The 22502-nt window shown below is 63.2% G+C and carries 22 protein-coding genes and 1 pseudogene; 7 read left to right on the top strand and 16 right to left on the bottom strand.

Annotation, left to right across the window (positions count from 1 at the left end; all coding sequences use genetic code 11):
* Window positions 1-77: 77 nt before the first annotated feature.
* Window positions 78-1085: an Ldh family oxidoreductase gene (locus tag CKW24_RS15785; protein ID WP_095169109.1), complete on the bottom strand. Its 1008-nt coding sequence runs from the start codon at window positions 1083-1085 to the stop codon at window positions 78-80.
* A gap of 106 nt (window positions 1086-1191) precedes the next feature.
* A pseudogene (locus tag CKW24_RS15780) lies at window positions 1192-2022 on the bottom strand (aldo/keto reductase); the annotation flags it as partial.
* A 30-nt stretch (window positions 2023-2052) separates the two neighbouring features.
* Between CKW24_RS15780 and CKW24_RS15775 the strand changes: the two are divergent.
* Window positions 2053-2817 (top strand): alpha/beta hydrolase, encoded by a 765-nt coding sequence (locus tag CKW24_RS15775; RefSeq protein ID WP_095169107.1) that lies wholly within the window; start codon window positions 2053-2055, stop codon window positions 2815-2817.
* A 30-nt stretch (window positions 2818-2847) separates the two neighbouring features.
* On the opposite strand, the gene CKW24_RS15770 is transcribed toward CKW24_RS15775, so the two are convergent.
* Together CKW24_RS15770 and CKW24_RS15765 are read right to left on the bottom strand one after the other, a co-directional pair.
* The gene (locus CKW24_RS15770) at window positions 2848-4404 is read right to left on the bottom strand and encodes a TerC family protein (RefSeq protein WP_095169106.1); all 1557 of its coding nucleotides are present in this window, start codon (window positions 4402-4404) and stop codon (window positions 2848-2850) included.
* Window positions 4405-4977: 573 nt separating this feature from the next.
* Window positions 4978-6381: an MFS transporter gene (locus tag CKW24_RS15765; RefSeq protein WP_095169105.1), complete on the bottom strand. Its 1404-nt coding sequence runs from the start codon at window positions 6379-6381 to the stop codon at window positions 4978-4980.
* Window positions 6382-6510: 129 nt separating this feature from the next.
* On the opposite strand from CKW24_RS15765, the gene CKW24_RS15760 reads away from it, so the two are divergent.
* A complete protein-coding gene (locus CKW24_RS15760; RefSeq protein ID WP_095169104.1) occupies window positions 6511-7443 on the top strand; it encodes a LysR family transcriptional regulator in 933 nt (310 codons plus the stop codon).
* A gap of 56 nt (window positions 7444-7499) precedes the next feature.
* On the top strand, window positions 7500-8141 hold the full coding sequence (locus tag CKW24_RS15755) for an alanyl-tRNA editing protein (protein WP_095169103.1): 642 nt from the start codon (window positions 7500-7502) through the stop codon (window positions 8139-8141).
* 122 nt (window positions 8142-8263) lie between these two features.
* On the opposite strand, the gene CKW24_RS15750 is transcribed toward CKW24_RS15755, so the two are convergent.
* From CKW24_RS15750 to CKW24_RS15735, 4 genes are all read right to left on the bottom strand, one after another.
* Window positions 8264-8860, bottom strand: a complete 597-nt coding sequence (locus CKW24_RS15750) for a LysE family translocator (protein WP_095169102.1) — start codon at window positions 8858-8860, stop codon at window positions 8264-8266.
* Between the two features lie 51 nt (window positions 8861-8911).
* Entirely contained in the window at window positions 8912-9748 is an 837-nt protein-coding gene (locus tag CKW24_RS15745) for an AraC family transcriptional regulator (RefSeq protein WP_095169101.1), read from the bottom strand.
* Between the two features lie 88 nt (window positions 9749-9836).
* Window positions 9837-10271 (bottom strand): MAPEG family protein, encoded by a 435-nt coding sequence (locus tag CKW24_RS15740; RefSeq protein ID WP_095169100.1) that lies wholly within the window; start codon window positions 10269-10271, stop codon window positions 9837-9839.
* Window positions 10268-10594 (bottom strand): DUF2834 domain-containing protein, encoded by a 327-nt coding sequence (locus tag CKW24_RS15735; RefSeq protein ID WP_095169099.1) that lies wholly within the window; start codon window positions 10592-10594, stop codon window positions 10268-10270. Before CKW24_RS15735 ends, CKW24_RS15740 begins: the two co-directional genes overlap by 4 nt.
* A 115-nt stretch (window positions 10595-10709) precedes the next feature.
* Between CKW24_RS15735 and CKW24_RS15730 the strand changes: the two genes are divergently transcribed.
* Window positions 10710-11531 (top strand): helix-turn-helix domain-containing protein, encoded by an 822-nt coding sequence (locus CKW24_RS15730; RefSeq protein ID WP_256585484.1) that lies wholly within the window; start codon window positions 10710-10712, stop codon window positions 11529-11531.
* Window positions 11532-12169: 638 nt separating this feature from the next.
* On the opposite strand, the gene CKW24_RS15725 is transcribed toward CKW24_RS15730, so the two are convergent.
* The 5 genes from CKW24_RS15725 to CKW24_RS15705 all read right to left on the bottom strand — a co-directional run bounded on the left by CKW24_RS15725 (window position 12170) and on the right by CKW24_RS15705 (window position 17731).
* The gene (locus tag CKW24_RS15725) at window positions 12170-13270 is read right to left on the bottom strand and encodes a polyamine ABC transporter substrate-binding protein (RefSeq protein WP_095169097.1); all 1101 of its coding nucleotides are present in this window, start codon (window positions 13268-13270) and stop codon (window positions 12170-12172) included.
* 236 nt (window positions 13271-13506) lie between these two features.
* Complete coding sequence (locus tag CKW24_RS15720) at window positions 13507-14631, bottom strand: agmatine/peptidylarginine deiminase (protein ID WP_095169096.1); 1125 nt, start codon at window positions 14629-14631, stop codon at window positions 13507-13509.
* A gap of 29 nt (window positions 14632-14660) precedes the next feature.
* Window positions 14661-15764, bottom strand: a complete 1104-nt coding sequence (locus CKW24_RS15715) for an extracellular solute-binding protein (protein WP_095169095.1) — start codon at window positions 15762-15764, stop codon at window positions 14661-14663.
* A complete protein-coding gene (gene aguB, locus CKW24_RS15710; protein WP_095169094.1) occupies window positions 15761-16675 on the bottom strand; it encodes an N-carbamoylputrescine amidase in 915 nt (304 codons plus the stop codon). The genes CKW24_RS15715 and aguB overlap by 4 nt, the downstream gene beginning before the upstream one ends.
* 3 nt (window positions 16676-16678) lie before the next feature.
* Window positions 16679-17731 carry an agmatine/peptidylarginine deiminase gene (locus tag CKW24_RS15705; RefSeq protein ID WP_095169093.1) on the bottom strand — a complete coding sequence of 351 codons (1053 nt, stop codon included), beginning with the start codon at window positions 17729-17731 and terminating at the stop codon, window positions 16679-16681.
* 134 nt (window positions 17732-17865) lie between these two features.
* Here CKW24_RS15705 and CKW24_RS15700 point away from each other — a divergent pair, with 134 nt between their 5' ends.
* Window positions 17866-18729 carry a LysR substrate-binding domain-containing protein gene (locus tag CKW24_RS15700; RefSeq protein WP_095169092.1) on the top strand — a complete coding sequence of 288 codons (864 nt, stop codon included), beginning with the start codon at window positions 17866-17868 and terminating at the stop codon, window positions 18727-18729.
* Between the two features lie 7 nt (window positions 18730-18736).
* On the opposite strand, the gene CKW24_RS15695 is transcribed toward CKW24_RS15700, so the two are convergent.
* On the bottom strand, window positions 18737-19402 hold the full coding sequence (locus CKW24_RS15695) for a M24 family metallopeptidase (protein WP_095169091.1): 666 nt from the start codon (window positions 19400-19402) through the stop codon (window positions 18737-18739).
* A gap of 143 nt (window positions 19403-19545) precedes the next feature.
* Between CKW24_RS15695 and CKW24_RS15690 the strand changes: the two genes are divergently transcribed.
* Window positions 19546-20196 carry a TetR/AcrR family transcriptional regulator gene (locus tag CKW24_RS15690; protein ID WP_371917595.1) on the top strand — a complete coding sequence of 217 codons (651 nt, stop codon included), beginning with the start codon at window positions 19546-19548 and terminating at the stop codon, window positions 20194-20196.
* Window positions 20197-20208: 12 nt separating this feature from the next.
* Here CKW24_RS15690 and CKW24_RS15685 read toward each other — a convergent pair whose 3' ends face one another.
* Both CKW24_RS15685 and CKW24_RS15680 read right to left on the bottom strand, forming a co-directional pair.
* The gene (locus tag CKW24_RS15685) at window positions 20209-20601 is read right to left on the bottom strand and encodes a GFA family protein (RefSeq protein ID WP_095169089.1); all 393 of its coding nucleotides are present in this window, start codon (window positions 20599-20601) and stop codon (window positions 20209-20211) included.
* A gap of 104 nt (window positions 20602-20705) precedes the next feature.
* Window positions 20706-21176, bottom strand: a complete 471-nt coding sequence (locus tag CKW24_RS15680; RefSeq protein ID WP_095169088.1) for an Lrp/AsnC family transcriptional regulator — start codon at window positions 21174-21176, stop codon at window positions 20706-20708.
* 124 nt (window positions 21177-21300) lie between these two features.
* Here CKW24_RS15680 and CKW24_RS15675 point away from each other — a divergent pair, with 124 nt between their 5' ends.
* Window positions 21301-22500, top strand: coding sequence for a methionine gamma-lyase (locus CKW24_RS15675; RefSeq protein ID WP_095169087.1), 1200 nt, complete (start codon window positions 21301-21303; stop codon window positions 22498-22500).
* Window positions 22501-22502 lie beyond the last annotated feature (2 nt).

The following is a 22502-nucleotide window of genomic DNA, read 5'->3' as shown; positions in this document are numbered from 1 at the left end:
TTGAGTCCTTCGCAAGCAGGCCGCAAGCGGGCGCCGCAAGCAGGCGCCGCAAGCGGGAGCCCGCTACTTCTAAGGGTTCAGGCCAACAACGCCTTCAGGTCGTGGTACAGCGCCTCGGGGATCTGCACACCTTCTACCTGGCTGCGGGCTCGCGCTTCATAGCGGCGTTGCGATGGCAAACGGGCGCCTTGGCCTTCGATACTCTGGAACAGGGTTTCGGCACGGGCCAGGTGTTGCTCGGTGGCGTCGCCAAGGAAGCGCCGTGGGTCGAGGGCGATGATCAGTTCGCCGTGGTACGGCGAGGATTTGCTGCCCGCATCGTAAGCCAGGGATTCGGCGCTGGTCAGGTCACCAATCAATGGCCCGGCGATCAACTCCACCATGGCCGCCAGTGCCGAACCCTTGTGCCCACCGAAGGTCAGCATCGCACCGCTGTCGAGCACCACGTTGGCATCGGTGCTCGGCTGCCCCTGCCCATCCACGCCCCAGCCTTGGGGAATCGCCTTGCCGGCCCGGCGGTGCAATTCGATATCGCCGCGGGCGATTGCACTGGTGGCGAAGTCAAAGACAAACGGCTCCTGGCCCGCGCGCGGCCAGCCGAAGGCAATCGGGTTGGTGCCGAACACCGGCTGACTGCCGCCAGCCGGTGCGACCCAGGCATGGCTCGGGTTGCAGGCCAACGCCACCAGGCCGGCCGCGGTGAGTTGCTCGATCTCCACCCACAACGCGGAAAAATGCACACAGCGATTGATCGCCAGGGCAGCAATCCCGTTGGCCCGGGTTTTCGCCGCCAGCATCGGCAACCCGGCCTGGAACGCCAGTTGGGAAAAGCCGCCGGCCGCGTCGACCCGCACGATCGAGGGCGCCTGGTCGATGACCTGGGGCTCGGCATCGGCCGAGACCTTGCCGGCCCGCAGTGAATTCACGCAGCCGAGAACCCGGTACAAACCGTGGGAGGCGCAGCCATCGCGCTCGCCGGCGATCACCGTGTTGCTCACTGCCTGGGCGTGGGCGGAGTTAAAACCGTTGTGCAGCAGGATCGATTCGGCCAGCTCGCGGGCTTCGGCCAGGGACAGTCGGATCATAGTCAGCTCCTTGAACAGACCGTCCAGACTCGCCCATTCCACCGCCCCCGGCTTGATCGCTTTAAGCCTGGGCGATGACGATTTCGGCACAACCTGGCGCAATCCGTCAGTCGATCAGATCAATCAACTGCTCACGCTGAGCCCCCGTCAGCATCGAGCCAAAACCGGCACCGGCGTTTTCGCTCATCAAGCGTGGGTGGCGAGTGCCAGGGATCACGCATGTCACCGCGGTATGGGACAACACAAACTTCAGCGCCAGTTGCGCCCAACTGCTGACCTGCACCTGTGCCGCCCAACCCGGCAGCGGCTTGCCTTTGAGCCTGGTCAGCAAGTCACCCCCGCCAAACGGCCGGTTGCAGATCACCGCCACCCCGTGCTCGCGGCACAACGGCAACAGGCGCTTCTCAGCGGCCCGGTCATCGAGGGCATAGTTGATCTGCAGGAAATCCAGTGGCTCGGCCTTGAGCAGGGCCTCAATCTCGTCATAGGCGCTGGCGGTGTAATGGCTGACGCCGATGTAGCGAATCCGCCCGGCAGCCTTCCACTCTCGCAGCGTCGGCAGATGGCTCTGCCAGTCCAGCAAGTTGTGGATCTGCATCAGGTCGACACGGTCAGTCTGCAGCAAGCGCAAGGACTGCTCCATTTGCCGAATGCCTTCATCGCGACCTCGGGTCCACACCTTGGTCGCCAGGAAGGCCGGCGAACGCGGCTCGTGGATCGACAGCAACTCGCCACTGGTCTGTTCGGCCCGACCATACATCGGCGAGCTGTCGAGCAGCGTGCCGCCCTTGGCGAACAGCGCACTGAGCACTGCCGGCAGTTGCTGGTAGGGGGCCTCTCCTGGCGCGGCATCAAAGCCGCGATAGGTGCCCAACCCGACGATGGGCAAGGGTTCGGAGCTGGAAGGAATGGCGCGGGTCAGCATGTTCATGCCTCCTGGTCCGATCGATGTACTAACGTTAGACGAATGTCGCGCATCCTGATGTCCATCGTGCTCATCGCTGTAGCGCTGTACCTGGCGCTCTGTGCGGGACTGTGGGTGTTCCAGCGCGCGCTGATCTACTACCCGCAAGCGCGTTCCGCTGACAGCGCGACAACCCTAGTGAGGCTTGCGGTGGATGAGACCCAGGTGCTGGTCAGCGTCCGTCAGCGCGACGCTCCCCAGGCCCTGATCTACTTCGGCGGCAATGCCGAGGATGTCTCGGCGAACCTGCCGCAGTTTGCCCAGGCCTTTGCCGATCACGCCCTGTACCTGATGCACTACCGGGGTTTTGGCGGCAGCGGCGGCTCACCTTCGGAGGAAGCGATTGCCGCGGATGCGCTGGCACTGTTCGATCAGGTCTACGCCGAGCACCGACAGGTTGTGGTGGTCGGTCGCAGTCTAGGCTCTGGGGTCGCGGTGCGCCTGGCCAGCCAACGGCCGGTGGCGCGACTGATCCTGATTACCCCCTACAACAGCCTGGAAGAGCTGGCCGCCCGCCAGTTGCCAATCTTCCCGGTGCACTGGCTGCTGCGCGACCGCTACGACTCCTGGAAGTACGCCCCGCGCATCCAGGTGCCCACCCTGCTGCTGGCCGCCGAACATGACGAGGTCATCCCCCGCGCCAGCACCGAGCGTCTGCTACGCCAGTTCGCCCCCGGCGTGGCCAGGCTCGAGGTCATACCCGGCACGGGACACAACTCCATCGCCGCCAGCCCCAGGTACCTGCCGTTGCTGCGCGATGGGATGTGAGGGCTGCGTCAACGGCCGTAGGACGTTCATTCAACTTGGCAACACTGGGCTAAGTAATACCCGCGTCACCCGCCGCTCTTCGACCTCGACCACGGTCAGGTTCCACCCTTCCCAGGTGAGTGTGTCGCCAATCACCGGCAGGCGATCCAGCAGGCTCATGACCAGTCCCGCGAGGGTCTGGTAGTCATCCGTGGCCTTGGCCTGGAAGCCGATCTGCTGGCGAATCTGGCTCAGGTTCAAGGCGCCGCTGACCAGGAAACCATTGCCCTGGGCCACGATGTTCGGGCCTTCGATTTCGCTGGCGTCCGGCAACTCGCCGGCGATCGACTCAAGGATGTCGGTCATGGTCAGCAAACCAATGAAGTCACCGAACTCGTTCACCACAAAGGCGATGTGCGTCGACTCCTTGCGCATCTGTTCCAGCGCATTGAGGATCGAAAAACTCTCCAGCAGGTTGATCGACGTGCGGGCCATGGCTTCCAGGTTGGGCTGGTGGCCTGCGAGCAATTCCTTGAGCAGCTCTTTCTTGTGGACGAAGCCCAGCGGCTCATCGATGCGACCCTCGCGGATCAACGGCAACCGCGAGTACGAGGAGTGCATCAGTGTGGTCCGGATCGCCTCGGCCGAGTCGGCCAGGTCAATGTAATCGACCTCCGCCCGCGGCGTCATCGCGCTGCGGATCGGCCGCTCGGCCAATTGCAGGACGCCGCTGATCATCACCCGCTCGCGGCGATCGAAGACCTGATCGGCGTCAGTGCCTTCGAGCATGTCGGCAATTTCCTCGCCCACTTCATCGGCGTGCAAGCTGCGCCCGCCGAGCAAACGCAACACTGCGTGAGCAGTGCGCTCGCGCATCGGCCGGTGCCCTTGCAGGCTCTTCTTGCGCCGCGCCCGCGCCAACTGGTTGAACAGCTCGATCAGGATCGAGAAGCCAATGGCCGCGTAGAGGTAGCCTTTGGGGATGTGGAAACCCAGGCCCTCGGCAGTCAGGCTGAAGCCGATCATCATCAAAAAGCCCAGGCAGAGCATGATCACCGTCGGGTGGCCGTTGACGAAGCGCGTCAGCGGCTTGCTGGCGATGATCATCAGGCCTATGGAGAACACCACGGCAATCATCATCACCGACAGGTGTTCGACCATGCCCACCGCAGTAATGACCGCGTCCAGCGAGAACACCGCATCCAGCACCACGATTTGCGCCACGATCGGCCAGAACAGCGCATAGGCGGCCGTCCCGGTGCGGGTGGCAACGTGGCCTTCGAGGCGTTCGTGCAACTCCATGGTCGCCTTGAACAACAGGAACACACCACCGAACAACATGATCAGGTCGCGGCCAGAGAAGACCTTGTCGAACACCTCGATCAAAGGCTCGGTGAGGGTCACCATCCACGAAATACTCGCCAGCAAGCCCAGGCGCATCAGCAATGCCAGCGACAGGCCGATGACCCGGGCACGGTCACGCTGCTCGGGCGGCAGTTTGTCGGCCAGGATGGCAATGAACACCAGGTTGTCGATGCCGAGCACCAGCTCCAGCACAATCAGGGTCAACAGGCCAAGCCAGGCCGTGGGATCTGCAATCCATTCCATAGGGATTATTTACTCTCTCGAATCAGCTTGAACGATTGACGCGCACGCGAGTACGACGCCCTGCAACGCACAATGGGGGCGGTTTGGTTCGGGATAAAGGGTGCTGCGCAACAGGCGAGTAAGGTGCCTGGGCGGTTCAACGCAACCGTGATAGGCGCGATGGACCTACGGGCGCTGACTGAGGGAAACGAGGCTGCAAGGTGAGCGAAGCGACTGGGAGGCTCCAGGAGGGTGTTCATACGGACCTGTAGAAAATTGGGTCCATGATCCTACAGTGCGGCAGGGTTTTTCTGCCGCGCAGAGTTATTACAAGATTTGACACGATCGACCAGTGATTACACCGGGGAAATGGTGGCAAGGGCGCCGATCATGATTGTCAGCAGCAAGAATCCACCGAGAAACATCGCCATCTTGAACATCGCGCCTCCAAAAAATTGTCCAGGGTTACGCCCCTATTGTGGCGCCCCGGCTGTACCGGAAACAGCGTCAGGTACAGATGAAAAATACGTATCAGATGGCGCTGTACGGCTTGGTTGAAGGCGAGCTCGTCGAGACGCTCGACCCTGATCAAAATCAGTCGGGAGTGCCTGACTGACCGCGTTTGCCCAGCGCAAAATGGCTTATCAGCAACGCCAGAATGATCAACACGGTGGCCACCGCGAAGCTGGCGTGCAGCCCCTGGGCCAATGCGGGCGCAGACGCAACCGACACATCCGCCGCCGTGGCGAAGGCAAACAGCGCGCCCATGCACGCCGCCCCGCTGATCAGCCCCAGGTTGCGCGACAGGCTGAGCAGGCCTGCCACCACGCCCCGTTGTTGCGGGTCGATGCCGGCCATGATCGAGGTATTGTTGGCCGCCTGGAACAACGCATAACTGGCGGTCAGCAACAGCATCGGCATGAGGTAGCCGGGCACTGCGCTGGCGCTCGGCAATAGCGCCAGCGCCGTGGCGCCAAGCGCCATCCCCAACAGCCCGGCCTGGGTCATGCGGCGCGTGCCCCAACGGTCGACCAGGCGCCCCGCCGGCACACCGCTGAGGGCCGCGACTGCGGGCCCCGCCGCCAGCACCAACCCCACTGCCAGGGCATCGAGCCCCAGGCCGCGAGCCAGGTAAAACGGCCCGACCACCAGAGTCGACATGATCACCGTGGACACCAGCAGGCTCATGGCCAGACCCGCGCTCAATTGCCGATCGCCCAGCAGTTGCAGGCGGACCAAGGGTACCGCCACCCGCCCCTGGCGCCAGACAAACAGCCCAGCGCCCGCGGCTGCCAGCAGCAACAGCACCCAGTGCCCCTGGGTCATGGCCAACGCGTAGGCACCCAGGGTCAACGCCAGCACCAGGCTCCCCGACAGATCAAAACCGCGCGGTTTGCCTTTGGCGAACGGCCCATCCGCCGGCAGGTAGCGCCAGGCCAGCCAGCCATTGAGCAGGCCCAGCGGCACGCTGACCAGGAAGATTGCCTGCCAGCCGCTGGCGACCAGCAACACCCCGCCCAGCGCCGGACCCAGCGTGGTGCCGATCGCCGACAGGCTGCCCAGCAGGCCCATGGCGCTGCCAATCCGCGCCTTGGGCACAGTCTCGCCCACCAGCGCCAGGGTCAGGGCGAGCATGATCGCCGCGCCAAATCCCTGCAGCGCCCGTGCTGCGATCAGCCAGCCAAGACTGGGCGCCAGACCGCAGAGCAATGAGGCCAGGGTGAACAGGCTGATGCCACACAGCAGCAGGCGTCGCCGCCCCATGAGGTCACCGAGGCGACCGGCACTGACCAGCAAGGTGGTGATGCTCAGCAGGTAGGCCAGGACAATCCATTGCACCTGGGCAAAAGAGGCCTCGAACGTCCCGGCCAGGGCTGGCAGGCCAGCATTGGCGATACTGGTATCGAGTGACGGCAACAGCATCGACAGTGACAGGCTGGCCAGTGCCCAGCGGCTCGGTGGCGCTTGGGCGGCGGTTGTTGGGGAGAGAGTGTTCATGGATTAGGCCTTGCGCTCGGTGATGGGCGAAAGCCTATGCCTGAGTGAGATAAGGCGGAAGACGCAGCATTTGCACTTTATAGCTGCAGCAAACGCCATCCCAGGTGCGCAGCGTGCTACCGTTGCCCAATGTCGACGCCTGATCTGAACCTGCTGATTACCCTGGACGCCCTGCTCGCCGAAGGCAGCGTGGCGCGCGCGGCCCAGCGTTTGCACTTGAGCCCCTCGGCGATGAGCCGGGCCCTGGCTCGTTTGCGCACCACCACCGGCGACCCGCTGCTGGTGCGGGCCGGGCGCAGCCTAGTACCGACGCCACGGGCCATCGAGCTGCGCGAACAGGTGCGCCAACTGGTGCAGGACGCCAGCGCCGTGTTGCGCCCCGTCGAACAGCTGGACATCGGGCATCTGGTGCGCACTTTCACGCTGCGCACCAGCGACGGATTTGTCGAAAACTTCGGCCCGGTATTGATCCAGCGCCTGGCCGCAGAGGCGCCCGGTGTGCGCGTGTACTTCCTGCAAAAGCTCAGCAAGGACAGCGCCCCCCTGCGCGAGGGAAGCGTCGACCTGGACACTGGCGTGGTCGAGCCTGGGACCAGCCCCGAGCTGCACACTCGCCTGTTGTTCGAGGATCGTTTTGTCGGCGTGGTACGCCACGGGCACCCCTTGAGCCAGGGCCAAATCACCGTTGCCCGCTACATGGACGGGCAACACGTGCTGGTTTCCCGTCGCGGCCTGGCCAAGGGGCTGCTGGATCAAACCTTCAATAGCCAGGGTCTGCAACGCAACATCGCGACCCTGGTCAGTGGATTCGCTGCCGCATTGGCGCTGACCCGCGACTCGCAGTTGATCGCCACGGTGCCCGAGCGCCATACCCGGCACTTGCGCAGTGAGCTGTTCAGTTTCACCTTGCCGCTGCCCACCCCGGCCATCGGCCTGTCGCTGATCTGGCACCCACGAATGGACGCCGACCCTGCCCATCGCTGGCTGCGCGGCTGCATACGCGAGGTGTGTACCCAGGTGCTTGCTCAACCCGACACGTTGAGCAAGATCGTTCAAGCCTGAAGCCAACAACCCTTCTATGATTTCGCCATCAACCTGCTCAAGGACGGTGGCAAACCATGGCGACGCACAAGCTCTTCTGGCAAGACCCTTATCGAACCGAGCTGCAAACGCGGGTCACCGCGGTCGAGGGGGATGCGGTGTGTCTCGAACAGACAGTGTTCTTTGCCTTTTCCGGTGGCCAGGAGAGTGACAGCGGAACCCTCGCGGGCCTTGCAGTGCTGGCGGCGGAAAAACACGGCCTGGAGATTGTCTACACCCTGCCCACCGGGCATGGCCTGCAGGTGGGCAGCGAGGTCGAGATGCGCATTGACTGGGCGCGGCGCTACCGCTTGATGCGCCTGCATTTTGCCGCGGAAATGGTCCTGCAACTGGTCTACCAGCTTGAACCGGACATCACTCGCATCGGTGCCCATATCTCGGCCGACAAGGCGCGCATCGACTTTGCCCGCGAGACCAGCATCGCCACCCTGTTCCCGCAGATCGAGTCCCAGGTCGCTACCTTGTTGAGCGCCGACTTGCCCATCATCACCGCCTTCAGCGATGAAGCCGCGCAGCGCCGCTACTGGCACGTCGAAGGATTTGCGCGAATGGCCTGTGGTGGCACTCACCCACGCTCCACCGGGGAAATCGGCGCCCTCAAGCTCAAGCGCAAGAACACCGGCAAAGGCAAGGAGCGCATCGAAATCACGTTGCTCTAGGCGTCGCTGGCAAGCCAGCTCCCACAGGTTAAGTAGGTGTACCCAAAATCTGCGAACACCCAGAACCACTGTGGGAGCGGGCTTGCCCGCGATGGGGCCGGCCCATTCAACATCGATGATGCCTACACCAACACGCCCAACCAGGCCGACATCAGCAGCAACACCGCCAACCCACGGTTCATCCGCACAAACGCCCGGGGCGAACGCAATACCCGGGCGCTGCCCACGCCCAACAGCGCCCACAGGGTCATGCACGGCAGGCAGGTCAGGAGGAACAACAGTGACAACAGCAGCATCCGCGGCGCCTGTTCCCCGTCGCCGGCAAACACGCTCGCCACGGCCACCGCCATCATCCAGACTTTGGGGTTGATCACTTGCAGGGCCGCGGCGCCGAGCACGCCCATACCGGCGTCGCGCGTGTCGGTCGAATCCAGCGCAGGCGGTGGACTGCGAAAGATCTGCCAGGCCAACCAGCTCAGCCACAACGCCCCGGCCCAGACCATCGCCTGTTGCACGCGCGGGAACCGCAGCAGCGTCTCACCCAGCCCGAGCCCGACACTCAACACCACCAGCGCCGCCGCGACACAGGCGCCGAGAATAATCGGCAGGGTGGCAACCAGTCCGCGCCGGGAACCGTGACTCAGGACCAGGATATTGAGTGGCCCCGGGGTGATCGAGGCCACGAAGGCAAACAACAGAAAAGGCAGGAACGACAGCATGGCAGGGACTCCTTGATCAGACAGGGGTCCATGCTCGCGCGCCGGCGGGGTTCAGTCTGGAAGGTTTGAGCAGCGCTTGCGGTAATCGGCCGGGGTGAGCCGATAGGCACGGCGGAACCAGCGCCCCAGATGACTCTGATCGGCAAAGCCCAGGGCGCTGGCAACCTGCGCCGGGGTTTCGCCCCGCGCCAGCCACAAGCGCGCCCGGGCCAGGCGCAGCTGGATCAGATAGGCATGGGGCGCCAGCCCGAACGCCGCCTTGAAGGCGCGGCTCAGGCGAAAACGGTCGACGCCACAGACCTGGGCCAATTGATCCAGGCCGATGTCTTCAAAGGCGTGGGCCTGCAGGTAGTCACGCGCCACCTGGGCCACCCGTGGCAGGCGCGGATCAAAGGCCTGGCGCTGACGCCAGTCGAGGTGCCGGGTGAGCGCAGCCAACAGGTTGTCGGTGGCGCTCTGGCGCACGATACGCAACTCGCCCCGGTGCAGCGCCTGGAAAGCCTGGCCAATGCACATTGCCAGGCCCGGGTCCTGGCTCAGGGTATCGGCGAAGCCCAACTGGCTGTGCTGCGGCACCTGCTCGAACAGCAAGCGCAGTTGCTGCTCCAGCCACGCCGGATCGAAGTACAGCATGGAGTAGGTGAAACCTTCCTCGGTCGGGGCCTGCCCATCGTGGATTTCCCCCGGCTCCAGCATGAACACCTTGCCGGGCGTACTGAGGTGGCGCACCCGCCGGCAATTGAACTGCTGCACGCCCTGCTCGGTGATTCCCACCAGGAAGCTGTCGTGCCAGTGCGGGTCATAGGCGTGGCCCTGGAAATGCGCGCGGATCGACTCGATCCCAGTGTCGGGATCCTGGGACAGTTCGATCCAGTGGTGATCGTCCATGGTGCCTCCGGCGCCAGCACTGGGCAAAAAAATTCGGGCAATCAACTTACCGCGCTTTGCATCACGCTGTTTAGAAGATTTGTGCAGCTCATCCCGCCGCCGGAAAAATCCTCGCAGCCACCAGGCCGGCCATTGCCAGCAGGCAAGCCAGCCCTAGCCCATAGGCAATCGTGCGCCATGGCTGCCAGCCGCCGAGGTACATCAGGGTGTGCAGCACCCGGGCACTGGTGAACAGGCAAAACAACCCGGGTGCGAGCTGGCCATCGGCATCCAGGGCCAGACACAAGCCGCCCAGCACAAAGAACAGCGGAATGTTTTCCAGGTCATTGGCCCAGGCTTTGCCGGCCCGTTGTACCTGGGGCAGTTCCTGGATTAGCGCCGGGCGCTGGAAAAATCGCGCATCCTCAGCGTTGGTGAACACCCGGTGGCGGATACGATAGAACCCCTGATAGCAGGAGATGGCCAACATCTTCCCGAACAACAGCAGCACACACAGGGCATAGACGTGCAGCGTGCTGTTCATCCCTGCCCCCTGGCGCCGGGCTTGGCGCAAAAGCCATTGACCACCAGGTACAGCAGCGGGCCGATCGAGACGAAGATCGCGGTGAGCAGCAAATACGGCAGCACCGATACCAAGGAGCGGCCCTTGGCCCGGACGTCCCGGTACATCCAGACGCCGGCCATGCCCGCCAGCAGGTAGAGATCGATGACCACCTGGGCGGTATCCGGCCGGGACAAAAGGCCCATCCCGAACGCCAGCAGCGATTGCTCGGCGATCAACAGGGTCCAGCCGGTGTACAGGGAAAATCCGCTCAAGGCGGCCAGGGCGAGATAGGGTCGAGACATGCGGTGCTTCCTGCAATCGGCGGTTGATGAGCAGCAAGTTAGTGCTATCGTCGCCCGGCCCTCAATGACCTCTGAGGTCATGGACGCCTACCCCTCGCACGGCCAGAGTCAACGTATGGATATCCGCCCCTTTCCCCGCACGACACCCCCGACCACCGCCGGCGAGCAGTTGCGCCTGCTGCGCCGCCAGGCCCGCCTGAGCCAGCTCGACCTCGCCTTGATCGCGGGGGTTTCCCAGCGTCACCTGAGCTGCATCGAAACCGGCCGCGCCCAGCCGAGCCCCGGCACCCTGCACAACCTGCTGACCGCCCTGGAGGCACCCTTGGAGCAGTGCAACCGCGTGTTCCTGGCATCCGGTTATGCGCCGCGCTACGAAGCGACGCCCCTGACGGCGCCGCCCATGGAGGCGGTGCGCGGCGCGATCAGCCATGTCCTGCACGCCAACAATCCCGCACCGGCGATTGTCCTGGGCAGCCACTGGCAAGTGCTGGCCGCCAACGCCAGCACTGCCGTGCTCTTCGATCTGGTGGGACTGCCGGCCGTTGCGGCGGTGGAGCTCAACCTGCTGGTGACGCTGCTGCAACCGGGCGGACTGGGCGACCATTTGCGCAACGCCGAGGAGATCCGCAGCCTGGCCTGGCAGCGGGCAACCCGCGAGGCCCTGGCCAACCCGACCCTGGCCCAGCTCCTGGACACCCTGCCCGCCCCGGTCAACCCGCCGCCGATGACAGCCGAACTGCCGCCGCTGGTACTGACGCGCATCGACTGCGCCCAGGGCGAATTGAACTTCCTGTCGACCTTCACCACCTTCGGCATGCCCCAGGACATTACCCTGAGCTCACTGCGCATCGAACACCTGATTCCAGCCGATGTCCAGACCTGGCAAATCATGACCCGGGCGTACGAGCAGTCGTTGCAAGGCAACACCGAGGGGTGAGCTGCGCTCCCACAGGTCTGGTGGCCGTATGCAAAATCTGCAAGCAACCAAAGCCACTGTGGGGCTGGGCCGGGCGGCGCTCCGCTAGCCCGGGAAGGCGGTGTGCCAGGAACCATAAATGTTGGCTGTAGCGGCCCCATCGCGGGCAAGCCCGCTCCCACAAAGGAAATTCATACACTAGGAAAAAAGCAGGCCGGCCGGTAGGCCGCCTCGCCCGCCCTTACCACTCAGGCCGACTGGCAGGTCGCCGTGCTTTTGCTCTTGATCTTGATCTTGATCTACTCGCCCCATCGGCAGGCTGAGCGAAGGTGTCCATCTGGGGGGAGGCGCGTAGCGCCGTGCGGCGAAGCCGCATACATCGAGAGGAGGTGCAGCGAAGCAAACCGGAGGCGATGCCCCCGGATGGATACCGTAGCGAAGGGACCCCGAGCCTTGGCGAGGGGCCGAACGCTGGGGCTGAGACTTTTTGGGTACTTTTGTGTCGTTTGACAAAAGTGCCTCGCCGTAAGGGCGAAACCCTAAGCCGCCATCACCGCAGCAACGGATATACCCATAAAACCAGGACTTCACCCACTGCGCTGTAGACCGCTTCTAACCTGCCAGACCGCCACCTTGCGTGGCGGTCCAGGGCCATGGCCTTACTTGTCGGTCTTGATACTGGTCCAGACCCGGGTACGCACCCGCTCCAGCTTTTGTGGCAACGGCTGCACCACATACAGGGTTTTCAACGCCTCGCTGGTGGGCGTCAGGTTGGGGTTGCCGGTAATTTCCGGGTTGATCAGCGCCAGTGAGTCCTTGTTGGCATTGGGGTAACCGAGGAAGTCACTGATGGGGGCGATGACTTTCGGGTCCAGCAGGTTGTTGAGAAACTCGTGGGCCTCGGAGACATTTTTTGCGCTCTTGGGGATGGCAAAGGTGTCGAACCAGATCGGTGCGCCCTCCTTGGGCAGGCGCCAATCGACCACCACGCCGTTGCCGGATTCCTTGGCGCGGTTGCCGAACTGATAAAAGCTGCCGGAGTAACCGATGGCCACGCAAATATCGCCATTGGCGATGTCGGTCATGTACTTGGCCGAGTTGAAATAAGCCACGTAAGGGCGAACCTTGAGCAGCAGGGCCTTGGCCTTCTCGTAGTCATCCGGGTTCTGGCTGTTGGGGTCCAGCCCCAGGTAATGCAGGGCCAATGGCAGGATTTCCGTCGGCGAATCGAGCATGGCCACGCCGCAGGCTTTCAACTTCTCCATGTTCTCTGGCTTGAACACCAGGTCCCAACTGTCCACGGGGGCATTTTCACCGAGGGCGGCCTTGACCTTGGCCGGGTTGAAACCAATCAGCACCGTGCCATACATGTACGGCACGCCGTACTGGTTGCCCGGGTCGTTCTGGTTCAGCAGCTTGAGCAAGACCGGGTCCTGGTGCTGCCAGTTGGGTAACTTCGACTTGTCGAGTTTCTGGAACACCCCGGCCTTGATCTGGGTCTCGAGAAACTGGTTGGAGGGCACCACCAGGTCGTAACCCGAGTTGCCGGTCAGCAACTTGGCCTCCAGGGATTCGTTGGTGTCGAAGGTGTCCCAGGTGACCTTGATGCCACTTTGCTTGGCAAAGTCCTTGGGCACGGACGGCAGGATGTAGTCCGCCCAGTTGTACACCCTCAATTCGCGCTGTTCGGCGTGCACGGCGCTGGCCAGCAGCGTCAGCCCACACAAGGTGGCGCCCAGAATACGGTTCATCGTGACCATGAATGGTTTCCCCAAATGCGGCGTTAGTTCGACGGTTTTTATGTTCTGTAAACGGCAGCGGGTTAAACGATAGCCAAGGGCAGGCGAATCCGGATTCTAGTTAGGGTTTGAGTGTACGTTCCGGGATCGGCCAACTGCCCCGATTGTTGCCCAGGGCCGCAGCGGGACACAGTGCGGCCTTGGCCAAAAGGGGATCGTAATGGCCAAAATAAATGGCCATTTGGCTCAATGCGCGGCTATACCTGCGGCTGGTGGCTGGTCACGCAATGGATGCCGCCACCGCCGGCGCTGATCGCGTCGATGTCCAGTTGCACCACTTCGCGGTCCGGGTAGAGCTGGGTCAGCAACTCAAGGGCCCGGCGATCGGCCGCCCGGTCACCAAACTGCGGTGCCAGCACGGCGCCGTTGATCACGAAGTAGTTGATGTAGCCGGCGGCAAAATCCGGGTTGTTTTTACTGAACTTGTTGTTGCGCGGCTTGAGCGGCGGCGACAGGGTGTGCACCTGCAGCTTGCGCCCCTGGGCATCGGTGGCCTGGCGCAAAATTTTCAGGTGGGCCAGCGTCACTTTGTGGTCGTAGGACTCGGGGTCCTGGTCGAGGTTGGCAATCACCACGCCGGGTTTGACGAAGCGCGCATAAAAATCGACGTGGGCGTCGGTGATGTCCTTGCCCTTGATACCCGGCAGCCAGATGATCTTGCGCAAACCCAGGCGCTGCTTGAGCTCTTGTTCAATCTCGGCCAGGCTCCAGTCGCGATTGCGGTTGCGATTGAGCCAGCAGCTTTGGGTCATGATCGCCGTGCCCTGACCATCGACTTCGATCCCGCCACCCTCGCCCACCAGCTCACTGCGCAGGTACTCGGCCTCGGCCAATTCAGCCACCTGCGCGGCCACCTGCGCATCTTCGGCGTGCTGCTGTTTGTTGCCCCAGCCGTTGAAGTTGAAATCCACGGCGCCCAGCCCACCCTGCCCATCAACTACAAAGTTGGCGCTGATATCGCGCATCCAGATGTCGTCCAGTGCGGTCTCGACGTAGGTGATGTTGGCCGTGCCGCAGTGCTGCTCGGCCAGTTGCCGTTGATCCTCGCGACACAACACTGTCAGGGGTTCATAGCGGGCGATGGTCCGGGCGATCCGGCCGAGGGCCGCCTGCACGTCGGTGGTGAAGTCTTCCCAGATCGCGTCCTGTGCGCCAAAGGCGATGAAGGCGCGCTGGTGCCGGTCGCCTTCGTCCGGCATGCGCCAGGAACCCGAAGTAGCCGCCCGCGCGGGCAACGGGCCAAGGCCCAGGCCGACGGACGCCACGGCGCCCCATCCGGCAACCAGCGAAACTTGCTTGATGAAGTGGCGACGGGTCGACATGAAATATTTCCTGAAAGGGCTAGCGGTAGTCATTGGGCAGTGGCTGTCTTGAATTTGGTCCAGGTGCGCATCCGCGCACGCATGTCGGCCTGGGGAATATCCCGGCCCGGAATCAGCCGCTGATAAGTGGCGGCGTCGAGGTAGATGTCCGGATTATTGCGCATGCTCGCATCGACACCTGCACGCGCCTTGGCGTTGGAGGTGGGATAACCGGTGGCGTTACTGATGGCGGCCATGTTTTCCGGACGCATGACAAAGTTGATAAAGGTATAGGCGTATTCCGGGTGTTTGGCATCGACCGGAATCGCCATGGTGTCCATCCACACCGTGGTGCCTTCGCGGGGCACGCGGTACTGGAAGCTATTGTGCTTGCCGGCACTCTCAGTCGTGCGTTGCGCCTGGGTCATGTCACCGCTGTAGCCCAGGGACAGGCACAGGTTGCCGTTGACCAGGTCACTCACCGGCTGCGACTGGAACTTGCGGATGTGCGGCCGCAACTGACCCAGCAGCTCACTCGCCGCCGCCAGGTCCGCCGGCTTGGCACTGCGCGGTTCCCGTCCCAGGTAATGCAGGACCACCGCCAGCACTTCGTCGGGCGAATCGATGATCGAGATGCCACAGTCGGCAAAGCGCCGAGCCAGTTCCGGCTTGAACAGCATGTCCAGGCTGTCGACCGGCGCATCGGCCATGCGGTGGCTGATCTGCTCGGCATTGTAGGTCAGGCCGATGGTGCCCCAGGTATAGGGCACGGTGGCCTGGCTGGAATGCACATAATGGCTGCGTAACTGCTGCAAACCCGGTTCGATGTCGTCCAGGGCGGTGAGCCTGGCGCGATCCAGCGGCAACAGGCTGCCGGCGCGCATCAAGCGCTCGGCCACGGTGTCGCCAGGGAAGATCAAGTCATAGCCGCTGCCACCGGCCAACATTTTCGCCTCCAGGGTCTCGCTGCCCTCCATGACGTCGTAGATCACCTTGATCCCGGTCTCGGCGGTGAACCGCGCGAGGGTGTCCTCGGCAAAATAGTCGGCCCAGTTGTACAGCCGCAGGGTTTTTTCTTCGGCGTGCAGCGCCGGCAGGGTCATGCTCAGCGCCAGTCCCAGCGCGCCGAGCAACAGCGGATTGGAGGTGCTCATGCCAGGTCTCCTGAAGTATGCCAGCGGGTATTGAGGTGGCGCCCGTCCTGGCTCAACAGCGGTCCGTACATCTCCGGCCGGCGGTCGCGGTAGATCCCCCAGCTCAGGCGTTCCTGTGCCATGGCCGTAAGGTCCAGTTCATGCAGGAGGATGCCGGCCGTGTGGCGATCCGCTTCAGCCAGCAACTGGCCCTTGTGGTCGCAGATGAACGACGAGCCATAGAAACTCATCGCAAGGCTCGGGTCGGTGGTTGCCACTTCTTCACCGATACGATTGGCCGCCACCACTGGCAGCAGGTTGGCCGCCGCATGGCCACGCATGGTCATCTGCCAGTGGTCACGGGAGTCCAGGCTCGCGCAGCCCGGCTCCGAACCAATCGCGGTCGGAAACAACAGCACCTCAGCCCCCATCAATGCCAGGCAGCGCGCGGTCTCGGGAAACCACTGGTCCCAGCAGATGCCCACGCCGAGCCGCCCGAAGGCCGTGTCCCAGACCCGAAAACCGGTGTCGCCGGGGCTGAAATATTCCTTCTCCTGGTAGCCGATGGCGTTGGGAATATGGGTCTTGCGATACACCCCCAACAGGCGTCCATCGGCATCCGCCACGCTCAGGGAATTGAAGTAGGCGTTGCCGGCCTTCTCGAACCAACTCAACGGCAGCACCACTCCCAACTCCCTGGCCAGCGCCGCAAAGCGTTGCAGGATCGTGCTCTGGCCATACTCCTGGGCCAGTGCCAAGTGCGGGTGGTGTTGCTCGATACAGAAATAAGGCGTGGCAAACAGTTCCTGCAGCAAGATGACCTGGGCACCTTGGGCCGCGGCCTCACGCACCCGTTGTTCGGCCTGGTCGAGGTTATGGGCCAGGTCCCAACTGCAGGGCATCTGGGTGGTGGCGATGGTTAACCGGCTCATGCATCAACCCTCCACCGGCCAGGCCGGTTGTTGCTGGGTGATGCAATGCACACCGCCGCCGCCATGGGCCAGGTGGTTGATCCGCACGGGCACCACGGTGCGCCCCGGGAACGCCCGGGCCAACACCTCGGCCGCCGCCTGGTCTGCACCAATGCCATATGCCGGCATGATGATCGCGCCATTGGCGATGTAGAAGTTGGTGTAGGAGGCACAGAACACTTCGGCCGTGGCATCCACCGCCTCGCTGGCCTCATACAGTTCGATCAGTTCGAAGCTGCGCCCATGGGCATCACTGGCCAGTTCCAGGGCGCGCCGGTTCTCCCGCACCACCTCGGCGTACACCGAGCCGCGGTCGTGGGTCGCGTCCACCAGCAACACCCCGGGACGGGCAAACGCACACACGCCATCGACGTGGCCATCGGTCATGTCGCCGGTCACCGAGTCCGGATCGCCGGGCAGCCAGATAGTCTTCTTGATGCCCAGCAGGCGGGCGAATATCTGCTCGATCTCGGCCTTGGTCATTCCCGGATTGCGATTGGCATTGAGCAGCACCGATTCGGTGGTGATCAGCGTGCCTTCGCCGTCGACATGAATGGCCCCGCCTTCGTTGCACAGCGGGGTGCCAAAACACCCCAGCCGCAGATGATCGAGGGCCCGACGCGCCAGGCTGGCGTCCAGCTCATGGGCCGACTTCCCGCCCCAGGCATTGAAGCGCCAGCTCACCCCAGCCACACCGTGCTGCGGGTGGCAGACGAAGCTCGGGCCGGAATCACGGCACCAGCTGTCGTTGACCGCCAGCTCGATCAGTTCGATGTTCGGCCCACACCAGGCCTTGGCGCTGGCGAGCGCCGAGGGATCGACCACCATCTTCACCGGCTCAAAGTGCGCAATGGCATTGGCCACGCGAGCGAAGTCTTCTTGCACCTGGGGCAACGTGACGCCCCAAGCGGATTCCCAAAGTGCCTGGTTGTGCGGCCAGACCATCCAGGTGGCGGCGTGCTTGGCCCACTCGGACGGCATCCACCAACCGTCGTTCAATCGTTCGTTGTGCTGCATGACAAATACCTTTGAGTTAAGTCATTGTGTTCAATGAAAACTGCCTACGAGGTCTTGGCATGCATGCTACGGCTGGTAAAACGGGCAAACAAACGATGGATTTTGTGTATAAGTGATTAGAGGAGCTTATCAATATGCTCAAGCATTGGCCGCCGCTCAGCACCCTGCGCGGCTTTGAAGCCGCCGCCCGGCTGGGCAGTTTCCACAAGGCCGCCACCGAACTGCACCTCACCCAGTCAGCCATCAGCCAGCAGATCCGCAGCCTGGAAGCGTACCTTGAACAACCATTGTTTTTTCGCAGTGGGCGCAGCGTTGCGCTGACCGATGCCGGACACGATCTGCTCAGTACCACCCAGGCGTTGCTGCAACAACTGGCCGTGGGGATCCGCCGCCTGGATCAGTACCAGAAGCCCAACCAACTGGTGCTCAACACCACGCCGGCGTTCGCCCGCCACTGGCTGTTGCCGCGCCTGGGGGATTTTCGCCGCCAGCACCCGGGCGTCGACCTGTGGCTGTTCAGCACCGATGAAGTGCCTGAGATGAGCAGCCAGACCATCGACCTGGCAGTGCGCGATGACCTCAGCGCCCAGGCCGAGTGCAGCTTCAAGGTACTGCACGCCGACCGCCTGTTCCCGGCATGCCATCCAAGCCTGCTGGCGGTGCCCGACGCGCAGCGCAGCACCCTGCACGGCGAGCGGGAAATGGACTGGAGTCATTGGGCAGTGGAGGCCGGGATCGATGTCGGCCAGCAGGCGCAGGGGTTGAATTTCTCCGATCCCGGCCTGCTGCTGGACGCCGCCTGCGCGGGGCTGGGCATGGCGTTGGTCAGCCAGTTGTTGAGCCGCCAGGCCCTGGCCAATGGCTCATTGAAACCCTTGGTCGAACAGACGATTCGCGGCCCGAAATGGGCCCTGCTGACCCATCGCGACAGCGAGAACAACCCGCTGGCGCGCAGTTTCAGCGAGTGGTTGGTGAACAATCTGCAAACGCCACAATGAGCCCTGATCAGAGCAACAGGTCTTCATAGAACGCGCCAAACGGACGTTCCGGGTGGGCGATCTGGATTTCCAGGATCCACAGACCGGTATTGGGGTACTGGGCAAAATCGCCGAGGTCACCGCCTCGGTGGATCGCATGGGGAAAATCGCTGACCCGGTGGCCCTTGATGTCCAGGTTGAGCCTCCAGCCCATGCGCTGGGCTTCATCGGCGGCGTAACGGTATAGCTCGCTGCCGGCGACTCGCTCGCTGCGCCAGAACCCTTCGACCCGCTGGAACAGCTCGCGGGCGGCCGCTGCGCAGGCGCTCATCTGTGGTTCGGAGCCCGTGGTGAAGGTGGCCCCGGCATCTCCTTCGTGGCCTTGCCAGACCACGCCCATGTCGACGAAAAAAATATCGTCACGCCCCAACTCCGGGTCGCCATCAGAGCGCTGCTTGAAGGTCTTCAGGGTATTGGCGCCGAAGCGGATCAGTAGCGGATGCCAGATCCGGTCCATGCCCAGCTCGCCGAGGACCCGCTTGCCCAGCAACTGCGCTTCGGACTCGCGCATGCCCGGAGTGATCGCCGCCGCAATCTGCTCGATAGCCCGCCACGTCATCTGCTGCGCATGGCGCATGGTCTCCAGCTCATACCGCTCACCTACTGCTTCTTTGTTGCCCTGGGCCGTTGCCATCAGTCACTTCCTTGGAAAAAACCACCTATCGCTATATAGTTTTGTATATTGCGATAATCGTCAACCAAGGTATAGCCATGACCACGGCTTCGCTGCACCGCCCTGCCCCCGCGCTCGAGCCTAATCTGCCGGCGCCGACGCGGGTGCGCCCGGCGGACAGCATCCGCCAGCGCAACCAGCAATTGATTCTGCAGGCCGCCAGTGAGGAGTTCGCCGCCAGGGGTTTTGATGCCACACAGACGCGCGACATCGCAGCGCGCGCGGGACTGCCCAAGGCCAACCTCTATTACTATTTTCAGAGCAAGGACAATCTGTACGCCCGAGTGCTGCTGCGGTTCGTCGAACCACTGCTGGAAGCCTCGGCAAAACTGCGTGAAAGCGACGACCCGCGCGTGGGGCTGCAGGCCTACATCGAAGCGCGGATCCGCATCACCCGCGAGCACCCGCTGACGTCGAAAGTCTTCAGCCATGAGTTGCTGCTCGGCGCCAAACAGCTCCCTGAGCAATGCCGCGACCTGTTGCGGATCGAAGTGCAGCGCAATGTCGAATGCCTGCGCAGCTGGATCGAGCGCGGCCTGTTGGCGCCCGCCGACCCGGAACACCTGATGCTGTTCATCTGGTCCGCGACCCGAACCTACACCAACCTCGGCTGGCAGATCGCCCAGATCACCGGCACCCAGACTCCGCAAGAGGCCGACTATCGCGCAGTTGCCGCGACCCTGACGCAAATGGTCCTGCGTGGCGTGGTGGGCCAGCCGGCAGTGGGGAAAAAGCTGGCCCGATTCACTACCTGAGACCGGGGAGACCTACTCTTCCAGACGCCCGCTGCCCTCGCGATCCTGCCGGTAGTGCCGGGCCAGGGGAAATGCCGGCAACCAGGACTCGCGACGGATCACCCAGCTTTCATAGGTGGGCATCAACTGGTCAGGGGCATCCAGGGAACCCAGGTTGACTTCCACTTCGTCGGCGCTGCGGGCGAACACCGACGAGCCGCAGCGCGGGCAGAAAAACCGCCCGGCGTAATCCCGCGTTTCGCCAGTGATGGTCACCGCCGCTTCGGGAAATATCGCAGAGGCGTGAAACAGCGCGCCGTGATGCTTGCGACACTCCAGGCAATGACACAGCCCAACCCGATAGGGCTGGCCCGCCGCTTCGATGCGTACATCGCCACATAGGCAACCGCCGGTGAATCGGTGCATGCTGCTGCTCCTGATGCAAGTCATCGATCAGCGCAGCCGAGTGACTCCCCGGTGCGATCCTGTCGAGGGTAAAAATAGCAGTTGGACAACCGTGCCGGATCGCATCAGCCCAATACCGGAATCACCCGCGACGGCTTCACCGACTTGAACGAAAAACTCGAATAAATCTCCTTCACCGCCGGCAAGGTCTGCAGCACTTCGCGGGCGAATTCGCCGAAGGACTCCAGGTCCTTGGCCACCACTTCCAAGAGGAAATCGTAGCGTCCGGAGACGTTGTGGCAAGCGACGATTTCCGGGATCTGCAGCAGACGCTGTTCGAATGTGCGGGCCATTTCCTGGTTGTGGGACTCCATCATCACGCTGACAAAAGCCGTCACGCCGTACCCCAGGGCCTTGGGCGAGAGGATCGCCTGGTAGCCAGTGATCACCCCGCTTTCCTCGAGGATTTTCACCCGACGCCAGCACGGCGAAGTGGTCAGCGCTACCTGGTCCGCCAGTTCGGCGGTAGTCAGGCGGGCGTTGCCTTGCAGGGCGTTCAGCAGGGCTTTGTCAGTACGATCCAGGCCGACGGGCATATCTTGCCTCTTAATCTTGTTTTTATGGGTTTGTATTCCAATTAGCCGTTTATAAACGGGCAAGTTTGGAATTTATCGCGTTGAATTTGAGCATAGCATTGTAGGAAATCAGGGAGCGTTAACCATGAACAATAAAAACAACGAACTTGGCTTTTCTACCCGTGCGATTCACCACGGCTACAACCCGCTGGATAACCAGGGGGCGTTGATCCCGCCGATCTACCTCACGTCCACCTTCACCTTCCCCACCGCCGAATACGGCGCCGGCTGTTTTGCCGGCGAACAACCCGGGCATTTCTACACGCGGATTTCCAACCCGACCCTGGCGCTGCTGGAGTCGCGCATGGCGACCCTGGAAAACGGCGAGGCGGCCGTGGCCTTCAGTTCCGGCATGGGCGCGATTGCCGCGACCCTCTGGACCTTGCTGCGCCCGGCGGACGAAATCATCGTCGACCGCACCCTGTATGGCTGCACCTTCGCCCTGCTGCACCACGGCATCGGCGAGTTCGGGGTCAAGGTGCGGCATGTCGACCTGTCCAACCTCAGCGAGTTGCGCGCAGCGATCAGCCCAGCCACGCGGATGATCTACTGCGAAACACCGGCCAACCCGACCATGCAACTGGTGGACATCGCCGCCGTGGCCGAGATCTCCCGGCAGCACCCGCAGGTCACCCTGGTGGTGGACAACACCTATTGCACTCCTTACCTGCAACGCCCACTGGAGCTGGGCGCGGATGTGGTGGTGCACTCGGCCACCAAGTACCTCAGCGGCCATGGCGATATCACCGCCGGGATCGTGGTCAGCAGCCAGGCACTGGCTGACCGTATCCGCTTGCAGGGCCTCAAGGACCTGACCGGCGCGGTGATGTCGCCCCAGGATGCCTTCCTGCTGATGCGCGGGCTCAAGACCCTGGCCCTGCGCATGGAGCGCCATTGCAGCAACGCCCAGGTGATCGCCGAATATCTGCAGGCGCACCCGGCAGTCGAGTGGGTGACCTACCCTGGCCTGGCGTCCTTTCCCCAGCACCAACTGGCCTCACGGCAAATGAAATTGCCCGGCGGCATGATCGCCTTCGAACTCAAGGGTGGCCTGGTCGACGGCCGGCGCTTCATGAACGCCCTGCAGCTGTTCAGCCGCGCGGTCAGCCTGGGCGACGCAGAGTCCCTGGCCCAGCACCCGGCCAGCATGACCCACTCCACCTACTCCCCGGAGCAACGTGCCGAACACGGCATTTCCGAAGGGCTGGTACGTTTGTCGGTGGGCCTGGAGGACATCGCCGACCTGCTGGCCGACGTCACCCAGGCCCTCGACGCTTGCGCCTGAGG

The sequence above is a fragment of the Pseudomonas sp. Irchel 3H3 genome, from assembly GCF_900187635.1.
Lineage (GTDB): Bacteria > Pseudomonadota > Gammaproteobacteria > Pseudomonadales > Pseudomonadaceae > Aquipseudomonas.
This window is presented reverse-complemented; position numbering and strand designations above follow the sequence as displayed.